At 70.8% G+C, this 18,843-nt stretch carries 17 protein-coding genes; 12 read left to right on the top strand and 5 right to left on the bottom strand.

All coding sequences use genetic code 11. The features are described 5' to 3' along the window. The first annotated feature begins 13 nt into the window (after positions 1-13). Both lpdA and sucB read left to right on the top strand, forming a co-directional pair. A complete protein-coding gene (lpdA, locus tag FPT20_RS09095; RefSeq protein WP_158864561.1) occupies positions 14-1,387 on the top strand; it encodes a dihydrolipoyl dehydrogenase in 1,374 nt (457 codons plus the stop codon). 112 nt (positions 1,388-1,499) lie between these two features. Continuing rightward, positions 1,500-2,987, top strand: coding sequence for a 2-oxoglutarate dehydrogenase, E2 component, dihydrolipoamide succinyltransferase (gene sucB / locus FPT20_RS09100; RefSeq protein WP_158864563.1), 1,488 nt, complete (start codon positions 1,500-1,502; stop codon positions 2,985-2,987). Between the two features lie 4 nt (positions 2,988-2,991). Here sucB and FPT20_RS09105 read toward each other — a convergent pair whose 3' ends face one another. Further along, positions 2,992-4,269 carry a hypothetical protein gene (locus FPT20_RS09105; RefSeq protein ID WP_158864565.1) on the bottom strand — a complete coding sequence of 426 codons (1,278 nt, stop codon included), beginning with the start codon at positions 4,267-4,269 and terminating at the stop codon, positions 2,992-2,994. Positions 4,270-4,639: 370 nt separating this feature from the next. On the opposite strand from FPT20_RS09105, the gene lipB reads away from it, so the two are divergent. The 3 genes from lipB (at position 4,640) to FPT20_RS09120 (ending at position 7,071) form a co-directional block, all read left to right on the top strand. Beyond that, on the top strand, positions 4,640-5,302 hold the full coding sequence (gene lipB, locus FPT20_RS09110; RefSeq protein ID WP_158864567.1) for a lipoyl(octanoyl) transferase LipB: 663 nt from the start codon (positions 4,640-4,642) through the stop codon (positions 5,300-5,302). Then, entirely contained in the window at positions 5,299-6,291 is a 993-nt protein-coding gene (lipA, locus tag FPT20_RS09115) for a lipoyl synthase (RefSeq protein ID WP_199245735.1), read from the top strand. Before lipB ends, lipA begins: the two co-directional genes overlap by 4 nt. A gap of 84 nt (positions 6,292-6,375) precedes the next feature. Beyond that, the gene (locus tag FPT20_RS09120) at positions 6,376-7,071 is read left to right on the top strand and encodes a DUF4191 domain-containing protein (protein ID WP_158864569.1); all 696 of its coding nucleotides are present in this window, start codon (positions 6,376-6,378) and stop codon (positions 7,069-7,071) included. A gap of 31 nt (positions 7,072-7,102) precedes the next feature. Here the strand turns inward: FPT20_RS09120 and FPT20_RS09125 are convergent, their stop codons facing one another. Continuing rightward, positions 7,103-7,528, bottom strand: a complete 426-nt coding sequence (locus FPT20_RS09125) for an RDD family protein (protein ID WP_158864571.1) — start codon at positions 7,526-7,528, stop codon at positions 7,103-7,105. 175 nt (positions 7,529-7,703) lie between these two features. On the opposite strand from FPT20_RS09125, the gene glnA (FPT20_RS09130) reads away from it, so the two are divergent. From glnA (FPT20_RS09130) to FPT20_RS09145, 4 genes are all read left to right on the top strand, one after another. Then, on the top strand, positions 7,704-9,128 hold the full coding sequence (gene glnA, locus FPT20_RS09130) for a type I glutamate--ammonia ligase (RefSeq protein ID WP_158864573.1): 1,425 nt from the start codon (positions 7,704-7,706) through the stop codon (positions 9,126-9,128). A gap of 162 nt (positions 9,129-9,290) precedes the next feature. Beyond that, complete coding sequence (locus FPT20_RS09135) at positions 9,291-9,719, top strand: YciI family protein (RefSeq protein ID WP_158864575.1); 429 nt, start codon at positions 9,291-9,293, stop codon at positions 9,717-9,719. A gap of 28 nt (positions 9,720-9,747) precedes the next feature. Continuing rightward, on the top strand, positions 9,748-10,983 hold the full coding sequence (locus tag FPT20_RS09140; protein WP_158864577.1) for an RNA polymerase sigma factor: 1,236 nt from the start codon (positions 9,748-9,750) through the stop codon (positions 10,981-10,983). 96 nt (positions 10,984-11,079) lie between these two features. Further along, entirely contained in the window at positions 11,080-11,391 is a 312-nt protein-coding gene (locus FPT20_RS09145; protein WP_158864579.1) for a hypothetical protein, read from the top strand. 31 nt (positions 11,392-11,422) lie between these two features. Here the strand turns inward: FPT20_RS09145 and FPT20_RS09150 are convergent, their stop codons facing one another. Next, the gene (locus tag FPT20_RS09150; protein ID WP_158864581.1) at positions 11,423-14,425 is read right to left on the bottom strand and encodes a bifunctional [glutamine synthetase] adenylyltransferase/[glutamine synthetase]-adenylyl-L-tyrosine phosphorylase; all 3,003 of its coding nucleotides are present in this window, start codon (positions 14,423-14,425) and stop codon (positions 11,423-11,425) included. Between the two features lie 10 nt (positions 14,426-14,435). Then, a complete protein-coding gene (glnA, locus tag FPT20_RS09155; RefSeq protein ID WP_158864583.1) occupies positions 14,436-15,773 on the bottom strand; it encodes a type I glutamate--ammonia ligase in 1,338 nt (445 codons plus the stop codon). Positions 15,774-15,897: 124 nt separating this feature from the next. Between glnA (FPT20_RS09155) and panB the strand changes: the two genes are divergently transcribed. Next, on the top strand, positions 15,898-16,749 hold the full coding sequence (panB, locus tag FPT20_RS09160) for a 3-methyl-2-oxobutanoate hydroxymethyltransferase (RefSeq protein WP_158864585.1): 852 nt from the start codon (positions 15,898-15,900) through the stop codon (positions 16,747-16,749). 6 nt (positions 16,750-16,755) lie between these two features. On the opposite strand, the gene FPT20_RS09165 is transcribed toward panB, so the two are convergent. Then, positions 16,756-16,968 (bottom strand): SPOR domain-containing protein, encoded by a 213-nt coding sequence (locus FPT20_RS09165; protein ID WP_158864587.1) that lies wholly within the window; start codon positions 16,966-16,968, stop codon positions 16,756-16,758. 12 nt (positions 16,969-16,980) lie between these two features. Here FPT20_RS09165 and map point away from each other — a divergent pair, with 12 nt between their 5' ends. Next, positions 16,981-17,847 carry a type I methionyl aminopeptidase gene (gene map / locus FPT20_RS09170; RefSeq protein WP_158864589.1) on the top strand — a complete coding sequence of 289 codons (867 nt, stop codon included), beginning with the start codon at positions 16,981-16,983 and terminating at the stop codon, positions 17,845-17,847. Positions 17,848-17,873: 26 nt separating this feature from the next. Then, positions 17,874-18,707 (top strand): polyphosphate--glucose phosphotransferase, encoded by an 834-nt coding sequence (gene ppgK / locus FPT20_RS09175; RefSeq protein ID WP_158864591.1) that lies wholly within the window; start codon positions 17,874-17,876, stop codon positions 18,705-18,707. Positions 18,708-18,843 lie beyond the last annotated feature (136 nt).

Raw genomic sequence — 18,843 nt, forward strand, 5'->3', positions numbered from 1 at the left:
AGGGAGTTGCTGGGTGTCTGAGCAGAACTTTGACATTGTGGTGCTCGGCGGTGGGAGTGGAGGCTACGCAGCGGCGCTGCGTGCGGCCGAGCTCGGATTCACCGTCGGGATGGTCGAGAAGGACAAGGTCGGCGGCACCTGCCTGCACCGCGGCTGCGTCCCGACCAAGGCGCTGCTCCACGCGGCGGAGGTCGCGGACTACTCGCGCGAGTCGGCCAAGTACGGCATCGTGACGCAGCTGCAGGGCGTCGACATCAACGGCGTCTCCGAGTACCGCAAGGGCATCGTCGCGAAGAAGTACAAGGGCCTCCAGGGCCTCGTCAAGGCGCGCGGCATCACCGTCATCGAGGGCGAGGGGCGCCTCACCTCCCCCACCACCGTGCAGGTCGGCGACCAGACCGTCACGGGCAAGAACATCATCCTGGCGACCGGCTCCTACTCGCGCTCGCTGCCCGGCCTCGAGATCGGCGGCCGCGTGATCGCCAGCGAGCAGGCGCTCGAGCTCGACTTCGTTCCGCGCAAGGTGGCGGTGCTGGGCGGCGGCGTCATCGGCGTCGAGTTCGCCAGCGTCTGGAAGTCGTTCGGCGCCGAGGTCACGATCATCGAGGCCCTCCCCCACCTCGTCCCCAACGAGGACGAGTCGATCAGCAAGTCGCTCGAGCGCGCCTTCCGCCGCCGCGGCATCGACTACCGCCTGGGCGTCCGCTTCGCCGGCGTCACCCAGAACGAGAACGGCGTCGTCGTCTCGCTCGAGAACGGCGACACCGTCGAGGCCGAGCTGCTCCTCGTGGCCGTCGGCCGCGGCCCGCTGACCCAGAACCTCGGCTACGAGGAGGTCGGCGTCACCCTCGACCGCGGCTTCGTCATCACCGACGAGCGTCTCCGCACCTCCGTCCCGGGCGTCTACGCCGTCGGCGACATCGTCCCGGGCCTCCAGCTCGCGCACCGCGGCTTCCAGCAGGGCATCTTCGTCGCCGAGGAGATCGCGGGCCTCAACCCGATCGTCATCCCCGACGTCAACATCCCGAAGGTCACGTACTGCGACCCCGAGGTCGCGTCGATCGGCCTCACCGAGGCGAAGGCCGTCGAGCAGTACGGCGCCGACAAGGTCAAGAGCTACGACTACAGCCTGGCCGGGAACGCGAAGAGCGAGATCATCGGCACGAACGGGTCCGTCAAGGTCGTCCGCGTCGAGGACGGCCCCGTCGTCGGCGTGCACATGATCGGCGCCCGCGTCGGCGAGCTGATCGGCGAGGCGCAGCTCGCGGTCAACTGGGAGGCGTACCCGGAGGACATCGCCCCGCTCCTCCACGCGCACCCCACCCAGAACGAGTCGCTCGGCGAGGCCTTCCTGTACCTCTCCGGAAAGCCGCTCCACACCCTTTAGGTCGCAGCGGCCGCGCCCGACGGGCGCGGCCGCTCGTCCGACGGCCGCCTCCCCGTTCGCGGACGCGGCTGCAATAAGCTACTGAACGATCAGGTTTGAAGGAGAGAAGCTCATGAGCGAATCCGTCAGCCTCCCGGCGCTCGGCGAGAGCGTCACGGAAGGCACGGTCACCCGCTGGCTGAAGAACGTTGGCGACCGTGTCGAGGTGGACGAGCCCCTGCTCGAAGTCTCGACCGACAAGGTCGACACCGAGATCCCGTCGCCGATCGCCGGGGTCGTCGAGGCGATCCTGGTGCAGGAGGACGAGACGGTCGAGGTGGGCACCGCGCTCGTGACCATCGGCGACGGTTCCGGAGCCGGCGCCGAGGCGCCCGCTGCTCCCGCCGAGGAGGCGCCTGCCGCGCAGGAGGCCCCCGCCGCGCCCGCTGCTCCCGCTGCTCCCGCTCAGGAGGCTCCGGCCGCTCCCGCGCCCGCTCAGGAGGCGCCCGCCGCCACAGAGCCGGGCTACGCACCGCCCGCCGCTCCGGCACCCGCCGCACCCGCCCCGGCACCGCAGGCCGTGCCCGCTCAGGAAGCGCAGGCTCCGGCGCCCGCCGCTCCCGCTCCTGCGCCCGCCGCTCCCGCTCCTGCCGCTCCGGCCGCCGCTGCGCCCGCTCCCACGGCGCCCGCAGCTCCCGCCTCGTCGGGCGCGCACGCCGGCAACGCCGGCTACGTGACGCCGATCGTCCGCAAGCTCGCCCACGAGCAGGGCGTCGACCTCTCGACGGTCACCGGCACCGGCGTCGGCGGACGGATCCGCAAGGAGGACATCCTCTCCGCCGCGGCGCCCGCCCCGGCTGCTTCCGCTCCGGCCGTCTCCGCGGCCCCGAAGCTCGAGGTCTCGCCGCTGCGCGGGACGACGCAGCCGATGTCCCGCCTCCGCAAGGTCGTGGCCGAGCGCGCCGTCGTGTCGATGCAGTCGACCGCTCAGCTCACGACGGTCGTCGAGGTCGATGTCACGAAGGTGGCCGCGCTGCGCAACCGCGTGAAGGACGACTTCCAGGCGAAGACCGGCGTGAAGCTGTCCTTCCTGCCGTTCTTCGCGCTCGCGGCGGCCGAGGCGCTCAAGGCGTACCCGGTCATCAACGCGACCGTCGACGGCGACAGCATCGTCTACCCGGACCACGAGAACATCTCCATCGCGGTCGACACCGAGCGCGGCCTCCTCACCCCGGTCGTGCGGAACGCGTCCGACCTCGACGTGGCCGGTCTCGCCAAGGAGATCGCCGACCTCGCCGAGCGCACCCGCGACAACCGCCTGAAGCCGGACGAGCTCGCCGGCGGCACCTTCACCCTCACGAACACCGGTTCGCGGGGCGCCCTGTTCGACACCCCCGTGGTGTTCCTCCCCCAGGTCGCCATCCTCGGCACCGGCATCGTGACGAAGAAGCCCGTCGTCATCACCGCCGACGGAACCGACTCGATCGCCATCCGCTCGACCGTCTACCTGGCCCTGTCGTACGACCACCGCATCGTCGACGGCGCCGACGCCGCCCGCTTCCTCGTCGCGGTGAAGAACCGCCTCGAGAGCGGCGACTTCGAGGGCGACCTCGGTATCTGATCCCTCACGGGAAGATAGCGCGCACACGCCATCCGGCCTCGCTCCTCACCACGAGGAGCGAGGCCGGACCGCTTTTCGGCGTCCGCTCGCGGTCGGGAGCGACCGCGACGAGCGCCGCGTCCGCCCATCGGTCGACCAGGCTGATCGACGAGCCCGAGTAGTCGCGCGCGTCGGCGCCTCCCGGTTCTGTCAACTGCGCCGACTCCAGCGCGAGTGCTTCGCCGTCGTCGAGGAAGACCTCCGCCAGGCAGGACCGGTCCGGAGATCGCGCGGCGAAGCAGGCGTGCCGAGCTTGGAGAAGGGCCGCGGTCGCATCGACCGGGTCCGCGTCCGGTCCTGCGAGGTCGGTCCTTCCGTCGGACGGCCCGGGCCCGGGTGTGGCGTGCGGACTCGAGTCGCCGGGAACAGGGTCCGTCGATCGCGGCGTGGGAGGGCGGAAAGCGTCTGCGGATCCCGGAACGGATGATGCGGTCACAGCCGGCGAAGCCTCAGCCGCGGGCGGGCGGGAGGCATGTCCTCCGTCCGCTCGCTCGGACGGGACGAGCAACAGCACTGCGACGGCCCCGATGACCGGCACGGCGGCCGCGACCACGAGGCGCGGCCGTGCCTTGACCCACCCCGACACCCGGCTCCCGATCTGGGCTCCCGGGCGGCCGTCGAGGAACGCCAGGATGCGATTCGCACGGTCGCCCACCGGTGCGAGGGAGGCCGCGCTTCTCCGCCCCTCACGCCGCGGCGACGCCTGCTGGCCCGGCGCGGCCCGCGCTGCCGCCGTCTGCCCGTGCAGCGCCGCCGGCTCGGTCTGACCGAGCACCGCCTCCACGACCCGCTCCCAGGCGAGCGCGGGGGCCTCGATGCTCGAGAAGTCGGCGTCGAAACCCCATCCGGCGGCGACGAGGCCGCGCTCGACCGCCACGAGCAGCGTGCCTCCTCCTGAGCCGAGACCCGCGGCCGTCGCCTGCGCGCACAGCTCTCGCGCCAGGCTCCTGAAAGCCGAGACGTCGTCTGCCAGCGCGACCGGGTTCAGCGGGCGAAGGGCATCGCCGACGGCGATCGCCGGACAGCCGTTCTCTCGGAGATGGACCGTCCCGACCGCGGGAACCGCACCGCCCAGCCCCGCACCGTGGAGCGCGGCGAGCCCGCGCGCGACCCCGATCAGCACGGTGGCGACCTGGTCGGAGCGGATTCCCCCACGAATGAGGTCGTCCAGCCCGCCGCCCGCTGCGTACTCGGTTACGCGCGCACGAACGGCCGAATGGCCGCTGCGGGGTTCTTCGATCACGCCCAGCACGTGCTCGCTCCGAACGGCGGTCTGCTCAGGGGCCGCGCTTGGAGAACCACTCAGGCTCTCGCCTCCTTGCGGGCCGGGCGAAAGCTCGAGGAGGCTCGCGGCGTCGAGCCCAGCCCCCTCGACGAGCAGGCGCACACGCGACCGCGGGCACGGAAGCGGGCCGATGACGGTCCAGCCGCGCCGGCGGCACAGGGCGCGTGCGAGGCGATCGAGATTCGGGGATGACGCGGACACCCTCTGATCAGACCGCAGTGGCGGGCCGGAGCGGTCGACCTCGGCGAGATCTGTGCGATGCGGCCGCCGAACACGAGGTGTGGAGGCCGACTCGAATTAATAGACCGAGTACACATAAGCTGTGGGCATGACCATCTTCGACCAGAGCGGGCTCGGCGCAACCCCCGTGCCCTACCTCGACGGCCTCCGACGGCAGCGCGACCTGCACGCCGCCGTCGTCGCCGGCACCCGACCCGACACCGTGCTCCTCCTCGAGCACGAAGCCGTCTATACGGCCGGCAAGCGCACGGCGCCCGAGGAGCGCCCCACCGACGGCACCCCGGTGATCGACGTCGACCGCGGCGGGAAGATCACCTGGCACGGGCCGGGCCAGCTCGTCGGGTACCCGATCCTCCACCTCCGTGAGCCGATCGACGTCGTCGGGTACGTGCGCAGCCTCGAGGCCGTCCTGATCGACGCTCTCGGCGCGGTCGGCGTCCGCGGCGAACGCGTGGAGGGTCGCTCCGGAGTCTGGCTGCCGGCGTCGTCCACCGGTGCCGCGCAGGACGAGAAGATCGCCGCCATCGGCATCCGCGTGGCGGAGGGCGTGACCATGCACGGTTTCGCCCTCAACTGCTCGAACGACCTGGACGCCTACGACCGCATCGTCGCGTGCGGCATCCGCGACGCCGGAGTCACGACGATCTCCCGGGTGCTCGGGCGAACGGTGACGCCGGAGCAGATCGCTCCCCACGTCATCGCCGCCTTCGAGCGCGAGTTCGCTCCCGTCGGCGAGGGGGTGCCCGCATGAACGCCTCCGCGCCCGAGGGGCGCCGGATGCTCCGGCTCGAGGTCCGCAACGCCCAGACGCCGATCGAGCGCAAGCCCGAGTGGATCAAGACGAAGGCGAAGATGGGCCCCGAATACCGGCAGCTCCAGTCGCTCGTCAAGTCGGAGGACCTCCACACCGTGTGCCAGGAGGCCGGCTGCCCGAACATCTACGAGTGCTGGGAGGATCGCGAGGCCACCTTCCTCATCGGCGGCTCCCAGTGCACCCGCCGCTGCGACTTCTGCCAGATCGACACCGGCAAGCCGGCCGACCTCGACGTCGACGAGCCGCGGCGCGTCGGCGAATCCGTCCTCCGCATGGGACTGCGCTACGCCACCGTCACCGGCGTCGCCCGCGACGACCTGCCCGACGAGGGCTCCTGGCTCTACGCCGAGACGATCCGGGAGATCCACCGGCAGTCGCCGGGGACGGGCGTCGAGATCCTCGTCCCCGACTTCTCCGGGAACCCGGAGCACCTCGGTCGCGTGTTCGACGCCCGGCCGGAGGTCTTCGCCCACAACGTCGAGACGGTCCCGAGGATCTTCAAGCGCATCCGGCCGGCATTCCGCTACGAGCGCTCGCTGGACGTGATCACCCAGGGGCGCGAAGCCGGCCTGATCACGAAGTCGAACCTGATCCTCGGCATGGGCGAGGAGCGGGAGGAGATCAGCCAGGCCCTCCGGGATCTGCACGACGCCGGCTGCGACATCCTCACGATCACCCAGTACCTGAGGCCGAGCCCCCGGCACCTCCCGGTCGCTCGCTGGGTTCGCCCCGAGGAGTTCGTGGAGCTCAAGGAGGAGGCCGAGGAGGTCGGGTTCCTCGGCGTGCTGTCGGGGCCGCTGGTGCGGTCCTCCTACCGCGCCGGGCGTCTGTGGGCGCAGTCGATGCGGGCTAAGGGACGCCCGATCCCGGAGCACTTGCAGCAGCTGGCCGACGCCTCCCTGGGGTTCGCGCAAGCCGTGTCCTGACGCGGTCTAAGCACTCGGCTGGGCGGCCGCCCGGAGACCATGGATCGGTCCTCCCGGCGGCCGCCGAGCCGGTATCCTGGAGGCATGGCAAAGGACAAGTCCACCAAGGAGCCCGGCCGGCTGAAGCAGATGTGGCAGGTCTTCCAGATGACCCGCCGGTACGACGACCGCGCGCTCCTCTACATCCTCCTCGGACTGGTCCTGCCGATCATCGCCGGCGCCGTCGTCGCGGTGTTCCTGTCGGGCGGGAACGTCTTCACGATCGTGCTCTGGGTCCTCGCCGGAATCCTCGCGGGCGTGCTTCTCGCGCTCGTGATCCTCGGGCGCCGGGCCGAGCGCGCCGCCTACTCGCAGATCGAGGGCCAGCCGGGTGCCGTCGGCGCCGTGCTCCGTTCCTCCCTGCGACGCAGCTGGCGCGGCTCCGAGATGCCGGTCGCCGTCAACGGCAAGACGCAGGACGCCGTGTACCGCGCCACGGGCCGCGGCGGCGTCGTCCTCATCAGCGAGGGGCCGAAGTCGCGCACGAAGCGCATGCTCGACGAAGAGCGCCGCAAGGTCACGCGCGTGCTGCCGAACGTCCCGATCACGGTCATCAGCGTCGGCCCGGACGCCGACTCGGTCCCGCTGCACCGGATCCCGCGCACGCTCGCCAAGATCAAGCCGACGCTGACGAAGGCGGAGGTGCTCGCCATCAGCAACCGCCTCCAGTCGATGGAGAACCAGATGCCCATCCCGAAGGGCGTCGACCCGATGAAGGTGCGGGCTCAGCGGGCGCGCTGAACCCCCGTTTCTTCGCGCCCCCCGCGTCCCGTCAGGAGCGGATGAGCACCGTTCCGGCGATCTTGTCGTGGAAGCCGCGCTGGTCCGAATCCCAGACGAGGGCCGGGACGACCAGGCAGAGCAGCACGGTCCGCACCGCCGGGCGCCACACCCCGACCCATCCGCCCCGGAGCGCGACGACGCGCAAGCCGACGATGCGGTGCCCGACCGATCCGCCGATCGTCGGGATGAAGACGATCTGCATGAGGGCGAAGATCCCGATCGTCGCCCACGAGTCGTAGCGGAAGAACGCGAACGACAGGAACGACGCGATCGCCCAGTCGATCGCGATCGCCCCGGCGCGCCGGCCGAGCCGCCCCACCGAGCGCGGCCCCGCCTCCGGGAGCCCGAGCCGCTCACCCGGGTAGCGGCTGGGCGCGATGTCGCCGGAACGCGGTGAGGAGGGAGTCTGCGGCACGTCCCGAGTTTACCGGCGCCGGCTCCGGCCTCGCCGTGCGCTCCCGCATACGGGTCGGGGGGACCCGTAACATGCCGGAAACATTTGCGTCATGACCGGGAAACGGCCTCCCCCTACGGTGGAACCTGGGCCGCACGTGCAGTCCGTCACCCGCAAGCCATTGGGAGTCCTCCGTATGTTCCGTGATTCTTCCGAGGTGCTGAAGTTCATCAAGGACACCGACGTCAAGTTCCTTGATATCCGTTTCACCGATCTGCCCGGTGTTCAGCAGCACTTCAACATCCCCGCAGCGAGCGTCGACGAGGAGTTCTTCTCCGTCGGCCAGCTCTTCGACGGCTCGTCGATCCGCGGCTTCGCCTCCATCCACGAGTCGGACATGCAGCTGATCCCCGACGTGTCGACCGCGTACGTCGACCCGTTCCGGGCGGAGCGCACGCTCATCATGGTCTTCGACATCTACAACCCGCGGAACGGCGAGATCTACGCCAAGGACCCGCGCCAGGTCGCCAAGAAGGCGGAGAAGTACCTCGCCTCCACCGGCATCGCCGACACGGCCTTCTTCGCCCCGGAGGCGGAGTTCTACATCTTCGACGACGTGCGCTACGAGGTGAACCAGCACTCGAGCTTCTACTCGGTCGACTCGAGCGAGGGCGCCTGGAACAGCGGCCGCACCGAAGAGGGCGGCAACCTCGCCAACAAGACCCCGTACAAGGGCGGCTACTTCCCCGTCTCGCCGGTGGACCAGCACGCCGACCTGCGCGACGACATCGTGCTGAAGCTGATCGAGGCGGGCCTCGAGGTCGAGCGCTCGCACCACGAGGTCGGCACCGCCGGTCAGGGCGAGATCAACTACAAGTTCGACACGATGGTCCACGCCGCGGACGACATCCTCAAGTTCAAGTACATCGTCAAGAACACCGCTTCCGAGTGGGGCAAGACGGCGACCTTCATGCCGAAGCCGCTGTTCGGCGACAACGGCTCGGGCATGCACACCCACCAGTCGCTGTGGAACGACGGCAAGCCGCTGTTCTACGACGAGGCCGGCTACGGCGGCCTGTCGGACATCGCCCGCTGGTACATCGGCGGCCTCCTCAAGCACGCCCCGGCCGTCCTCGCCTTCACGAACCCGACGGTGAACTCCTTCCACCGCCTGGTCCCGGGCTTCGAGGCGCCGGTCAACCTGGTCTACTCGGCCGGCAACCGCTCCGCGTCGATCCGCATCCCGATCACGGGCTCCAACCCGAAGGCGAAGCGCATCGAGTTCCGCGCGCCCGACGCCTCCGGCAACCCGTACCTCGCGTTCGCCGCGCAGCTGATGGCGGGCCTCGACGGCATCAAGAACCGCATCGAGCCGCACGAGCCGGTCGACAAGGACCTCTACGAGCTCCCGCCGGAGGAGGCGAAGAACATCCCCCAGGTGCCGGCGTCGCTGTCGGAGGCCCTCGACGCGCTCGAGGCCGACCACGACTTCCTCACCGCGGGCGGCGTGTTCACCCCCGAGCTCATCGAGACCTGGATCGAGTACAAGCGCGAGAAGGAGATCAAGCCGCTCGCGCAGCGCCCGCACCCGTTCGAGTACGAGCTGTACTACGGCGTCTGATCGTCGGACTCCGTTCGCAAAGGGCCGCATCCCGCTGCGGGGTGCGGCCCTTCCGCGTCCCTCCCGAAGATTTTCTAGTCCGTGTCGATCTTTCCGTGCGCCGTTCGACACCATAGTGAGAGGGTGCTGACGGAGCACCCGCGGAGCTGAGGGAGCACCCCCATGAAGTACATGCTGATCATGCGAGGCACGGACGAGGCCAAGGCCGCCTACGAGGGGATGGACTTCACCGAAGTCATCGCCGCGATGGGCAAGTACAACGAGCAGCTCCTCGAGGCCGGGGTCCTGCTCTCCGGCGAGGGGCTCGCCGACGATGTCGAGACGACGGGCTTCGTCGTCGACTTCTCGACCACCCCTCCAGCCGTGACCGACGGACCCTACGGGGAGACGCACGAGTTGTTCAACGGCTTTTGGATCCTCGAGGTCAGCTCGAAGGATGAGGCGGCGGAGTGGGCGAGCCGCTGCCCGCTCGGCCCGGGGTCCAAGCTCGAGGTGCGCCGGGTCACCGATGAGAGCGACTTCGCGGCCTACGCCGACAACGAGTGGATCAAGAAGGAGGCCGAGTGGAGGGCGGCGGCCGAGAAGGCGTGAGGGGCGCCTCCCGGGGAGGGACGCTGCGATGACCGGGGTCTCGGCGAGGATCGACGCCGTGTGGCGGATCGACGGAGCGCGGGTGGTCGCCACCGTCGCCCGCGTGACCGGCGATGTCGGCCTCGCTGAGGATCTCGCCCAGGAGGCACTGGTCGAGGCACTCCGCACCTGGCCGTCGGCCGGCGTGCCGGACAACCCCGGAGCGTGGCTGACCGCGGTGGCGAAGCGCCGGGCGATCGACCACTGGCGACGCCGGGAGAGGCTGGACGAGCGCTACCGCGTTCTCGCGAGCGCACTGGTGGAGGCGGAGGAGGCTCCCTGGGAACCGATCGACGACGACGTGCTGCGCCTCGTCTTCACGGCCTGCCACCCCGCGCTGTCCCGCGAGGCGCAAGTGGCGCTGACCCTCCGCGTCGTCGCGGGTCTCAGCACCGAGGAGATCGCGCGGATGTTCCTCCTGCCGGTCGCCACGGTGCAACAGCGGATCGTGCGGGCCAAGAAGACCATCTCGGCGGCTCGCGTCCCTTTCTCGACGCCTGACCCGGCCGAGTGGAAGGAACGCCTGGCGGCCGTGCTGAGCGTCGTCTACCTCATCTTCACGGAGGGGTACTCCGCCACGACCGGAGCTGACTGGATGCGGACCGACCTCGCCCACGAGGCGCTGCGGCTCGGGCGGAAGGTGGCCGCGCTCCTCCCCCGCGAGCCGGAGGCCCACGGTCTCGTGGCGCTCATGGAGCTGCAGGCAGCACGCTTCGCCGCACGGACCCTGCCCGATGGAACTCCCGTCCTCCTCGCGGACCAGGACCGAGGGCGCTGGGACCGCTCGGGCATCGCGCGAGGTCGAGCGGCGCTCGCGCGCGCCGACCGGCTGGGCCGGGGGCGGGGGCCGTATTCGCTGCAGGCCGCGATCGCGGAGTGCCATGCGGTGGCGCCGAGCGTGGAGGCGACGGACTGGGCGAGGATCGTCGTGCTCTACGAAGCACTGGGGAGGATCGCCCCGAGCCCGGTCGTCGAACTCAACCGTGCCGCGGCGGTATCGATGGCGACCGGCCCGGCGAACGCGCTGCGGATCGTCGACGAGCTCGACGCGGCGGGCGCTCTGCGCGGATCGCACCTCCTGCCGAGCGTGCGGGGGGAGTTGCTGGCTCGTCTCGGGCGGACCACCGAGGCGGTCTCGGAGTTGACGACGGCCGCCTCCCTCGCGGGCAACGAGCGCGAGCGGGAGGTCCTGCTCGCGAAGGCGGAGGCACTCCGCGGCGACTGACCGCATGCGTGCGATCGCGCCCGTTCCCGCGGCGCATCGTCGGCGCTAGATTCGCCCCGTCGGAGCGAGGACGCTCCGCAAGCGAAGGAGTGGACCATGACGCGCTACCTGCTCATCTACCGGGGGGACCCGGAAGCACGAGCCTCGATGCCCCCGATGACGGAGGAGCAGATCGCCCAGGAGAACGCAGCCTGGAACGACTGGGCGGCGAAGGTGGGCTCGGGCATCATCGACTTCGGCACGCCGACCGAGGCCGTCTCGCCGGGAGCAGACCCTACGGTGGGCGGCTACAGCCTCATCGAGGCGGAGTCCGCGGAGCACGCCGACAGCCTCCTCGACGGGCACCCCCACCGCCTGCGCGGCGGCAGGATCGACGTCTACGAGTTGCAACCCGTCCCGGGCATGTGAGCGGGCCTCGCCGGCGCCGCGCGGCTTGACGTCAGCCGGTCGGCGCCGGCCGCTGCGGGAGACCGTAGAACGACCGCTCGAAGACGGCCCTGGCACGCCGCGTGACCGCGAGGTAGTCCTCCTCCAGCCGGCTCGCCGACCCCGGCGGGTACTCCATGAGGCGCGCGACGCCGTCGAGGGCGACGCGGTCGGAGGGCAGCACGTCGGCGGTCTTGGCGGTCCACAGCGTCATGGCCGAGCGCGTCCGCGACGCGAACACCCACGCGTCGCGCAGCTTGGCGGCGTCCTCAGCGCCGACGTAGCCGTGCGCCGCTGCCGCGGCGAGAGCGTCGAGCGTCGAGGGGGTGCGCAGCTCGGGCACGCCCGCCGCGTGCTCGAGCTGGATGAGCTGCACGAACCACTCGACGTCGCTGAGCGAGCCGCGGCCGAGCTTCAGGTGCCGCGAGGGGTCGGCGCCCTGAGGGAGGCGCTCGTTCTCGACGCGCGCCTTGATCCGCTTGACCTCGCGCACCTCCTGCTCGCCGATCGCCGCGGGGTAGCGCACCTCGTCGGCGAGCGTCCGGAAGTCGTCGAGCAGGGCGGTGTCGCCGGCCACTCCTCGCGCCCGGAGGAGCGCCTGCGCCTCCCAGGTCAACGACCAGCGCCGGTAGTAGGCGCGGTACGAGTCGAGGGACCGGGCCGGCGGTCCGTTCTTGCCCTCCGGCCGGAGCCCGATGTCGAGGTCGAGCGGCACGACGGGGTCCTCCGTGAGCCGGTTCAGCTCCGAGACGATGGCGAGCGCCGCGCGATTGGCCGCGTCGGGCTCCGCCTCGAGAGCGCGGAACACGTGCATGACGTCCGCGTCCGAGCCGAACCCGAGCTCGCGGCCCCCGAAGCGCCCCATCCCGATGACGGCGAACTCCAGGAGATGCGCGTCTCCGCGCGCGCCGCGGATGGCGGCGAGGACGCCCTCGATCGTGTTCTCGGTGACCGCCGTGAGCCCGTGCGCCAGCTCCTCGATGGAGGCGATGCCGAGGATCCCCGCGAAGGCCAGGCGGAGCACCTCCCGCCGCCGCATCGCGCGGATCGCGGACGCCGCGGTATCGGCCGACACATGGCGGGCGAGGATGGCGCTCGTCTCCTCCCTCAGGACCTCGAGGGTCCGCGGGCGGAGGTCGTCGTCGTCCTCGAGCCAGGCGACCGATTCCGGGATGCGTCCGAGCAGCTCGCCGGCGAAACGCGACCCGGACAGGACGCGGGTCAGGCGCTCGGCCGCGCCGGTCGAGTCGCGGAGCATGCGCAGGTACCAGTGGGTGGAGCCGAGGTCTTCGCTCAGGCGCCGGAAGGTGAGGAGGCCGTAGTCCGGGTCGGCGCCGTCGGCGAACCACTGCAGCATCACGGGCAGGAGGTGCCGCTGGATCGTGGCCCGCCGGGACACGCCCGCCGTCAACGCTCCGATGTGCGCGAGCGCTCCCCGCGGGTCGCGGAAGCCGATCGCTGCCAGTCGCGCTTCCGCCTGCGCGCTGGTGAGGGCGAAGTCCTCCGTGGGGGTCGCCGCCACGGCGCTCAGCAGGGGGCGGTAGAAGAGCCGCTCGTGCAACCCGCGGACGCGGTGCTTGATCTGGTTCCAGCGCTCGAGCAGCGCCTCGGCGCTCGTCGCGAGCCCCGTGGCGCGGGCGAGGATCCGCACGTCGCCCTCGGCGCGGGGCATGAGGTGCGTGCGCCGCAGGTGGCGCAGCTGGAGGCGGTGCTCCATGAGGCGCAGGGTGCGGTAGTCCTGCGAGAAGGAGGCGGCCTCCTCCCTCCCGATGTAGCCCTGAGCCGCCAGCGCGGCCAGTGCCGAAAGCGTGTCGCGCTGGCGCACCAGCTCATCGGTCTGCCCATGGACGAGCTGGAGCAGCTGGACGGTGAACTCGACGTCGCGGAGGCCGCCGGGACCGAGCTTCAGCTGATAGTGCACCTCATCGTCGGGGATGTGCTCCGAGACGCGCTCGCGCATGCGCTGGACCGACTCGACGAAGTTCTCGCGGGAGGCGCTGCTCCAGACCTTGGGCGAGAGGGCGCGGACGTACCGCTCGCCGAGCTCGAGATCGCCCGCGAGCGGTCGCGCCTTGAGCAGCGCCTGGAACTCCCAGCCCTTCGCCCACCGGTCGTAGTACGCGATGTGGGACTCGAGGGTCCGGACCAGTGCTCCGTCCTTGCCCTCGGGCCGCAGGTTGGGGTCGACCTCCCACAGGCCCGGCTCGAATGCCGGCTCGTGGATGCCGCGCATCGTCAGCATGGCGAGCCGCGTCGCGATGTCGACCGCCCGTCCGGCCTCGACCTGCCCCTCGACGCCCTCCGTGACGAAGATCACGTCGACATCGCTGACGTAGTTGAGCTCGCGGGCGCCGGCCTTGCCCATGCCGATCACCGAGAGGGGCGTCGCCCGCACCTCGTGCTCGGGGAAGCGCCCGGGGCCGGTGCCCATCGTCATCCGGCGCGCGACGGCGAGCGAGGCCTCGAGCGCTGCGGCCGCGAGGTCCGAGAGCGCCGCGGCGACGCCGTCGAACCCCGCCACCGGGTCGGGCTGCTCCAGGTCGAAACTGGCCAGCTGCACGAGGCGCCGCCGGTAGCGAACCCGCAGGGCCGTCCACTCGGCCTCGTCGCCGCGCTCGGCGACACCATCGACGGCTCCGACGGCGTCGAGCAGGTCCGCGCGCGCCTCGGCGGCGCTCGGGAGGGTCGTGATCGGGTAGTCGAGGGCGGCCAGCTCAGCCGGCTGCCGCAGGAAGAACTCCGCAGCACCCTCGGAGGCGCCGATCACCCGGAACAGCCGCTGAGCGTCGCGGCGCGACGGCACGTACCGCGAGGTCTGCACGGGCGCGTGACGCAGCAGACGGAGCGCCGACTGCAGCGCGGTGTCCGGATCGGCGGCGGCCGAGAGCGACGGGAGGAGCTCCTCCACCGCGAACCCGGTCAGTCCGGCGAGCTCGTCGAGCTCGGCGCGCACCGAGCTCAGCCCCACGAAGCCCGCCCGCGCCAGCGCGGTGAGGGAGAGTTGCTCGCGGGTCACGGGATCGGCGTCAGAGGATCTCGAGGTTGTTCCGGAGCTCGTACGGCGTCACCTGCGCGCGGTACTCCGCCCACTCCTTGCGCTTGTTGAGGAGCACGTAGTTGAACACCTGCTCCCCCAGCGTCTCGGCGACGAGCTCGGAGTCCTCCATGAGGGAGATGGCGTGGTCGAGGCTCGCGGGCAGCTGGCTGTAACCGAGCGCGCGGCGCTCCGCGTCGGACAGGGCCCAGACGTTGTCCTCGGCCTCCGGCGGCAGGTCGTACTGCCCCTCGATGCCCTTGAGGCCGGCCGCGAGCATGAGCGAGAACGCGAGATACGGGTTCGCGGCGGAGTCGATCGCACGGTACTCGACTCGCGAGCTCTGTCCCTTGTTGGGCTTATAGAGCGGGACGCGGACGAGAGCGGACCGGTTGTTGTGGCCCCAGCACACGAAGCTGGGCGCCTCGTCGCCGCCCCACAGGCGCTTGTACGAGTTGACGAACTGGTTGGTCACCGCGGTGATCTCGGGGGCGTGCCGCAGCAGCCCCGCGATGAAGTGCCGCCCGACCTTCGAGAGCTGGTACTGCGCGCCCGCCTCGAAGAAGGCGTTGGTGTCGCCCTCGAAGAGGGACATGTGGGTGTGCATCCCGCTGCCGGGGTGCCCGGAGAGGGGCTTCGGCATGAACGTCGCGTACACGCCCTGCTCGATCGCGACCTCTTTGATCACGGTGCGGAACGTCATGATGTTGTCCGCCGTCGTGAGCGCGTCCGCGTAGCGCAGATCGATCTCGTTCTGCCCGGGGCCGGCCTCATGGTGGCTGAACTCGACCGAGATGCCGAGGTCTTCGAGCATCCGCACCGAGCGGCGGCGGAAGTCGTGCGCCGTGCCGCCCGGGACGTTGTCGAAGTAGCCCGCCGAGTCGACCGGCTCCGGGCCATCCTCGCCGAACGCGGACGACTTCAGCAGGTAGAACTCGATCTCGGGGTGCGTGTAGAACGTGAATCCGCGGTCGGCGGCCTTCTCGAGCGTCCGCTTCAGGACGTTGCGCGGGTCGGAGACGGACGGCTGCCCGTCGGGCGTCGTGATGTCGCAGAACATGCGGGCGGTCGGGTCGACCTCGCCGCGCCACGGGAGGATCTGGAAGGTCGTGGGGTCCGGATGGGCGAGCAGGTCGGACTCGTAGGCGCGGGTCAGACCCTCGATGGCGGAGCCGTCGAAGCCGAGGCCCTCGCTGAACGCGCCCTCGACCTCCGCCGGCGCGATCGCGACCGACTTCAGAGTGCCGACGACGTCGGTGAACCACAGCCTCACGAACTTGACGCCACGCTCCTCGATCGTGCGAAGAACGAAGTCGCGCTGCTTGTCCATCCTGCCCCTTTCGTCAGCTCTCCCAGACTAGTGGCTGGAGGCGCGGGAACGTGGCCCGCGCCGCCGCGCTGCGCGGGCGGGCCGGCGCCGCCCGCGCGCCGAGCCGGGTCATAGACTGAGCCGCATGAGCGAGCAGTCACCGGTGCCCTCCGTCCACCCCGCGACGTCCTCGATGCAGGCGCTCAAGCGGGTCAGGACGCGCCACTTCCAGGCGGCGAAGGAGGAGGGGTCCCCGTTCACCGGCCTGACCAGCTACGACATGCTGACGGCGCAGATCTTCGACGAGGCCGGGATCGACTTCCTCCTGGTCGGCGACTCGGCCGGCAACAACGTCCTCGGGTACGACACGACCCTCCCCGTCACCGTCGACGACCTCATCCCGCTCACCCGCGCCGTGGCGAAGGCCGTCAAACGCGCCTTCGTCGTCGCCGACATGCCCTTCGGCTCGTACGAGACGGGCCCGCAGGAGGCGCTCCACACGGCCGTCCGCTTCATGAAGGAGACCGGCGCGCACGCGGTGAAGCTCGAGGGAGGCCGGCGCAGCGCCGAGCAGATCCGGCGGATCGTGGAGGCGGGCATCCCCGTCATGGCGCACATCGGCTTCACCCCGCAGAGCGAGCACGGCCTCGGAGGCCACCTCGTGCAGGGGCGCGGGGACGCCGCGGAGCAGGTCCTCGCCGACGCTCGTGCGGTGGAGGAAGCCGGCGCTTTCGCCGTCGTCCTCGAGATGGTGCCGGCCGAGGTCGCGAAGCGGGCGACCGAGGAGCTGCGCATCCCGACGATCGGGGTCGGCGCGGGCCCGCACGTGGACGGGCAGCTGCTCGTCTGGACCGACTGGGCCGGGTTCTCGACCGGCCGGATCCCCCGCTTCGTCAAGCAGTACGCCGATGTCAAGGGCGCCCTGTCGGAGGCCGCCCGCGCCTACAAGGCGGACGTGCAGGGCCGGGTGTTCCCCGGGCCCGAGCACAGCTTCTAGGAGCGGTCAGCGCCCTTCGGCGGCGTCCTCCTCCGCCCACTTCGCGCTGTTCTCGCGCAGCTTCTCGAGGGCGTGCTCGGCCTCGGCGCGGGTGTCGAACGGCCCGACGCGGTTCGGCGCGGGCGACAGAAAGCCCTGCTCGACCTCGCCGGTCTTCATGTTGTACCAGTACTTGTGCTCGGCGTCCTGAGTGATCCCGTAGTCGTTCTCGTCGGTCATAAGGTTGATCGTATGCCCAAGGATTCCGCCGGTCACCTGGTCCCCGGCCGCGTCACGCCCCAGCGCCCCGTGCCGGCCCGCATCCCGCGGCCGGAGTACGTCGGCCGCCCTGGCCCGGCGCCCTACACGCGCGGCGACGTGTACACCGCGGACGAGATCGAGCTCATCCGCGAGTCCGGCCGGATCGCCGCGCAGGCCATCGAGCTGGTCGGCCGGGCCGCGAAGCCGGGGGTGACCACCGAGGAGCTCGACGCGATCGGGCATCGGTTCCTCATCGACAACGACGCCTACCCCTCCACCCTCGGCTACCGGGGGTTCCCGAAGTCGATCTGCAGCTCCGTCAACGAGGTCGTCTGCCACGGCATCCCCGACGACACCGTGCTCGAGGACGGCGACATCGTGAACATCGACATCACCGCCTACAAGAACGGCTTCCACGGCGACAGCAACCAGACCTTCGTCGTCGGGACCGCCTCCGAGGAGGTTGCGCTCCTCGTCGAGCGGACTCGGGAGGCGCTCGGCCGCGGCATCAAGGCGGTCGCGCCCGGGCGTCAGGTCAACGTGATCGGCCGTGCCATCGAGTCGTACGCGAAGCGCTTCGGCTACGGGGTCGTCCGCGACTTCACGGGCCACGGCGTCGGCGCGGCGTTCCACACCGGCCTCATCATCCCCCACTACGACTCGGCGCCCGCGCACGACGACGTGATGGAGCCCGGGATGGTGTTCACGATCGAGCCGATGCTCACGCTCGGGACCCACGAGTGGGAGATGTGGGACGACGACTGGACGGTGGTCACGCGCGACCGGAGCATCACCGCCCAGTTCGAGCACACGCTCGTCGTCACCGAGCGCGGCGCGGAGGTCCTCACGCTGGCCTGACGCCGGGCCCGGGGTAGATTCGTGGCATGACTGCGCAGAAGCACGCGATCGGGATCGACATCGGCGGTACGGGCATCAAGGGGGCGCTGGTCGACCTCGCGACGGGCGAACTGGTCAGCGATCGCGTCAAGCTGCCCACTCCCGACGGCGGCGAACCCGACGACATCGTCGAGACCACGAAGGAGATCGTCGAGAAGCTCGCCGTCGAGGATGCGGACACGCCCGTGGGCATCTGCTTCCCGGCGATCGTCAGCCACGGCGTCACCCTCTCCGCGGCGAACATCTCGAAGAAGTGGATCGGCCTCGCGGCAGAGGCCCTGTTCGAGCACGCCCTCGCCCGCGACATCCACTTCGTGAACGACGCCGACGCCGCCGGCTACGCCGAGACGCGGTTCGGCGCGGCCAAGGGCCGGGACGGCCTCGTCATCATGACGACCCTCGGCACCGGCATCGGGTCGGCGCTCATCTACGACGGCGTCCTCATCCCGAACGCCGAACTCGGGCACATCGAGATCGAGGGTCATGACGCCGAGTCGCGCGCCGCCTACTCCGCGAAGGAGCGCGAGGACCTCAGCTGGGAGAAGTGGGCGAAGCGCCTCCAGAAGTACTACTCCGCCGTGGAGTTCCTGTTCACGCCCGACCTCTTCATCGTCGGCGGCGGCGTCTCCAAGAACTACGATCAGTTCCTCCCCCTGCTGAACCTCCGGACCCCGATCGTGCCGGCCGTGCACCGCAACAACGCCGGAATCCTGGGCGCCGCGGCTCTCGCGGTCCGCGGCGAGCGCCGCGATGCCGGCGAGCGCGGCCGGAGCGCGGAGGTCGGCACGCCGGACGACGCGCAGCCGGCGCCCGCGAGCTGAACGGTCGCCGCGTCAGCATCCCGCATGGATCACCGCCGGACGCGTTAGGGATGCGTTAGGACCGGCTTTCTCCCTCCCCGCGGGGTGTGGACTCTCTTCAGCCTCGGCCGACCGGTCGTGGCGTCCTGATGGTTGG

It is taken from the genome of Leifsonia sp. AG29 (assembly GCF_009765225.1).
GTDB lineage: Bacteria > Actinomycetota > Actinomycetes > Actinomycetales > Microbacteriaceae > Leifsonia.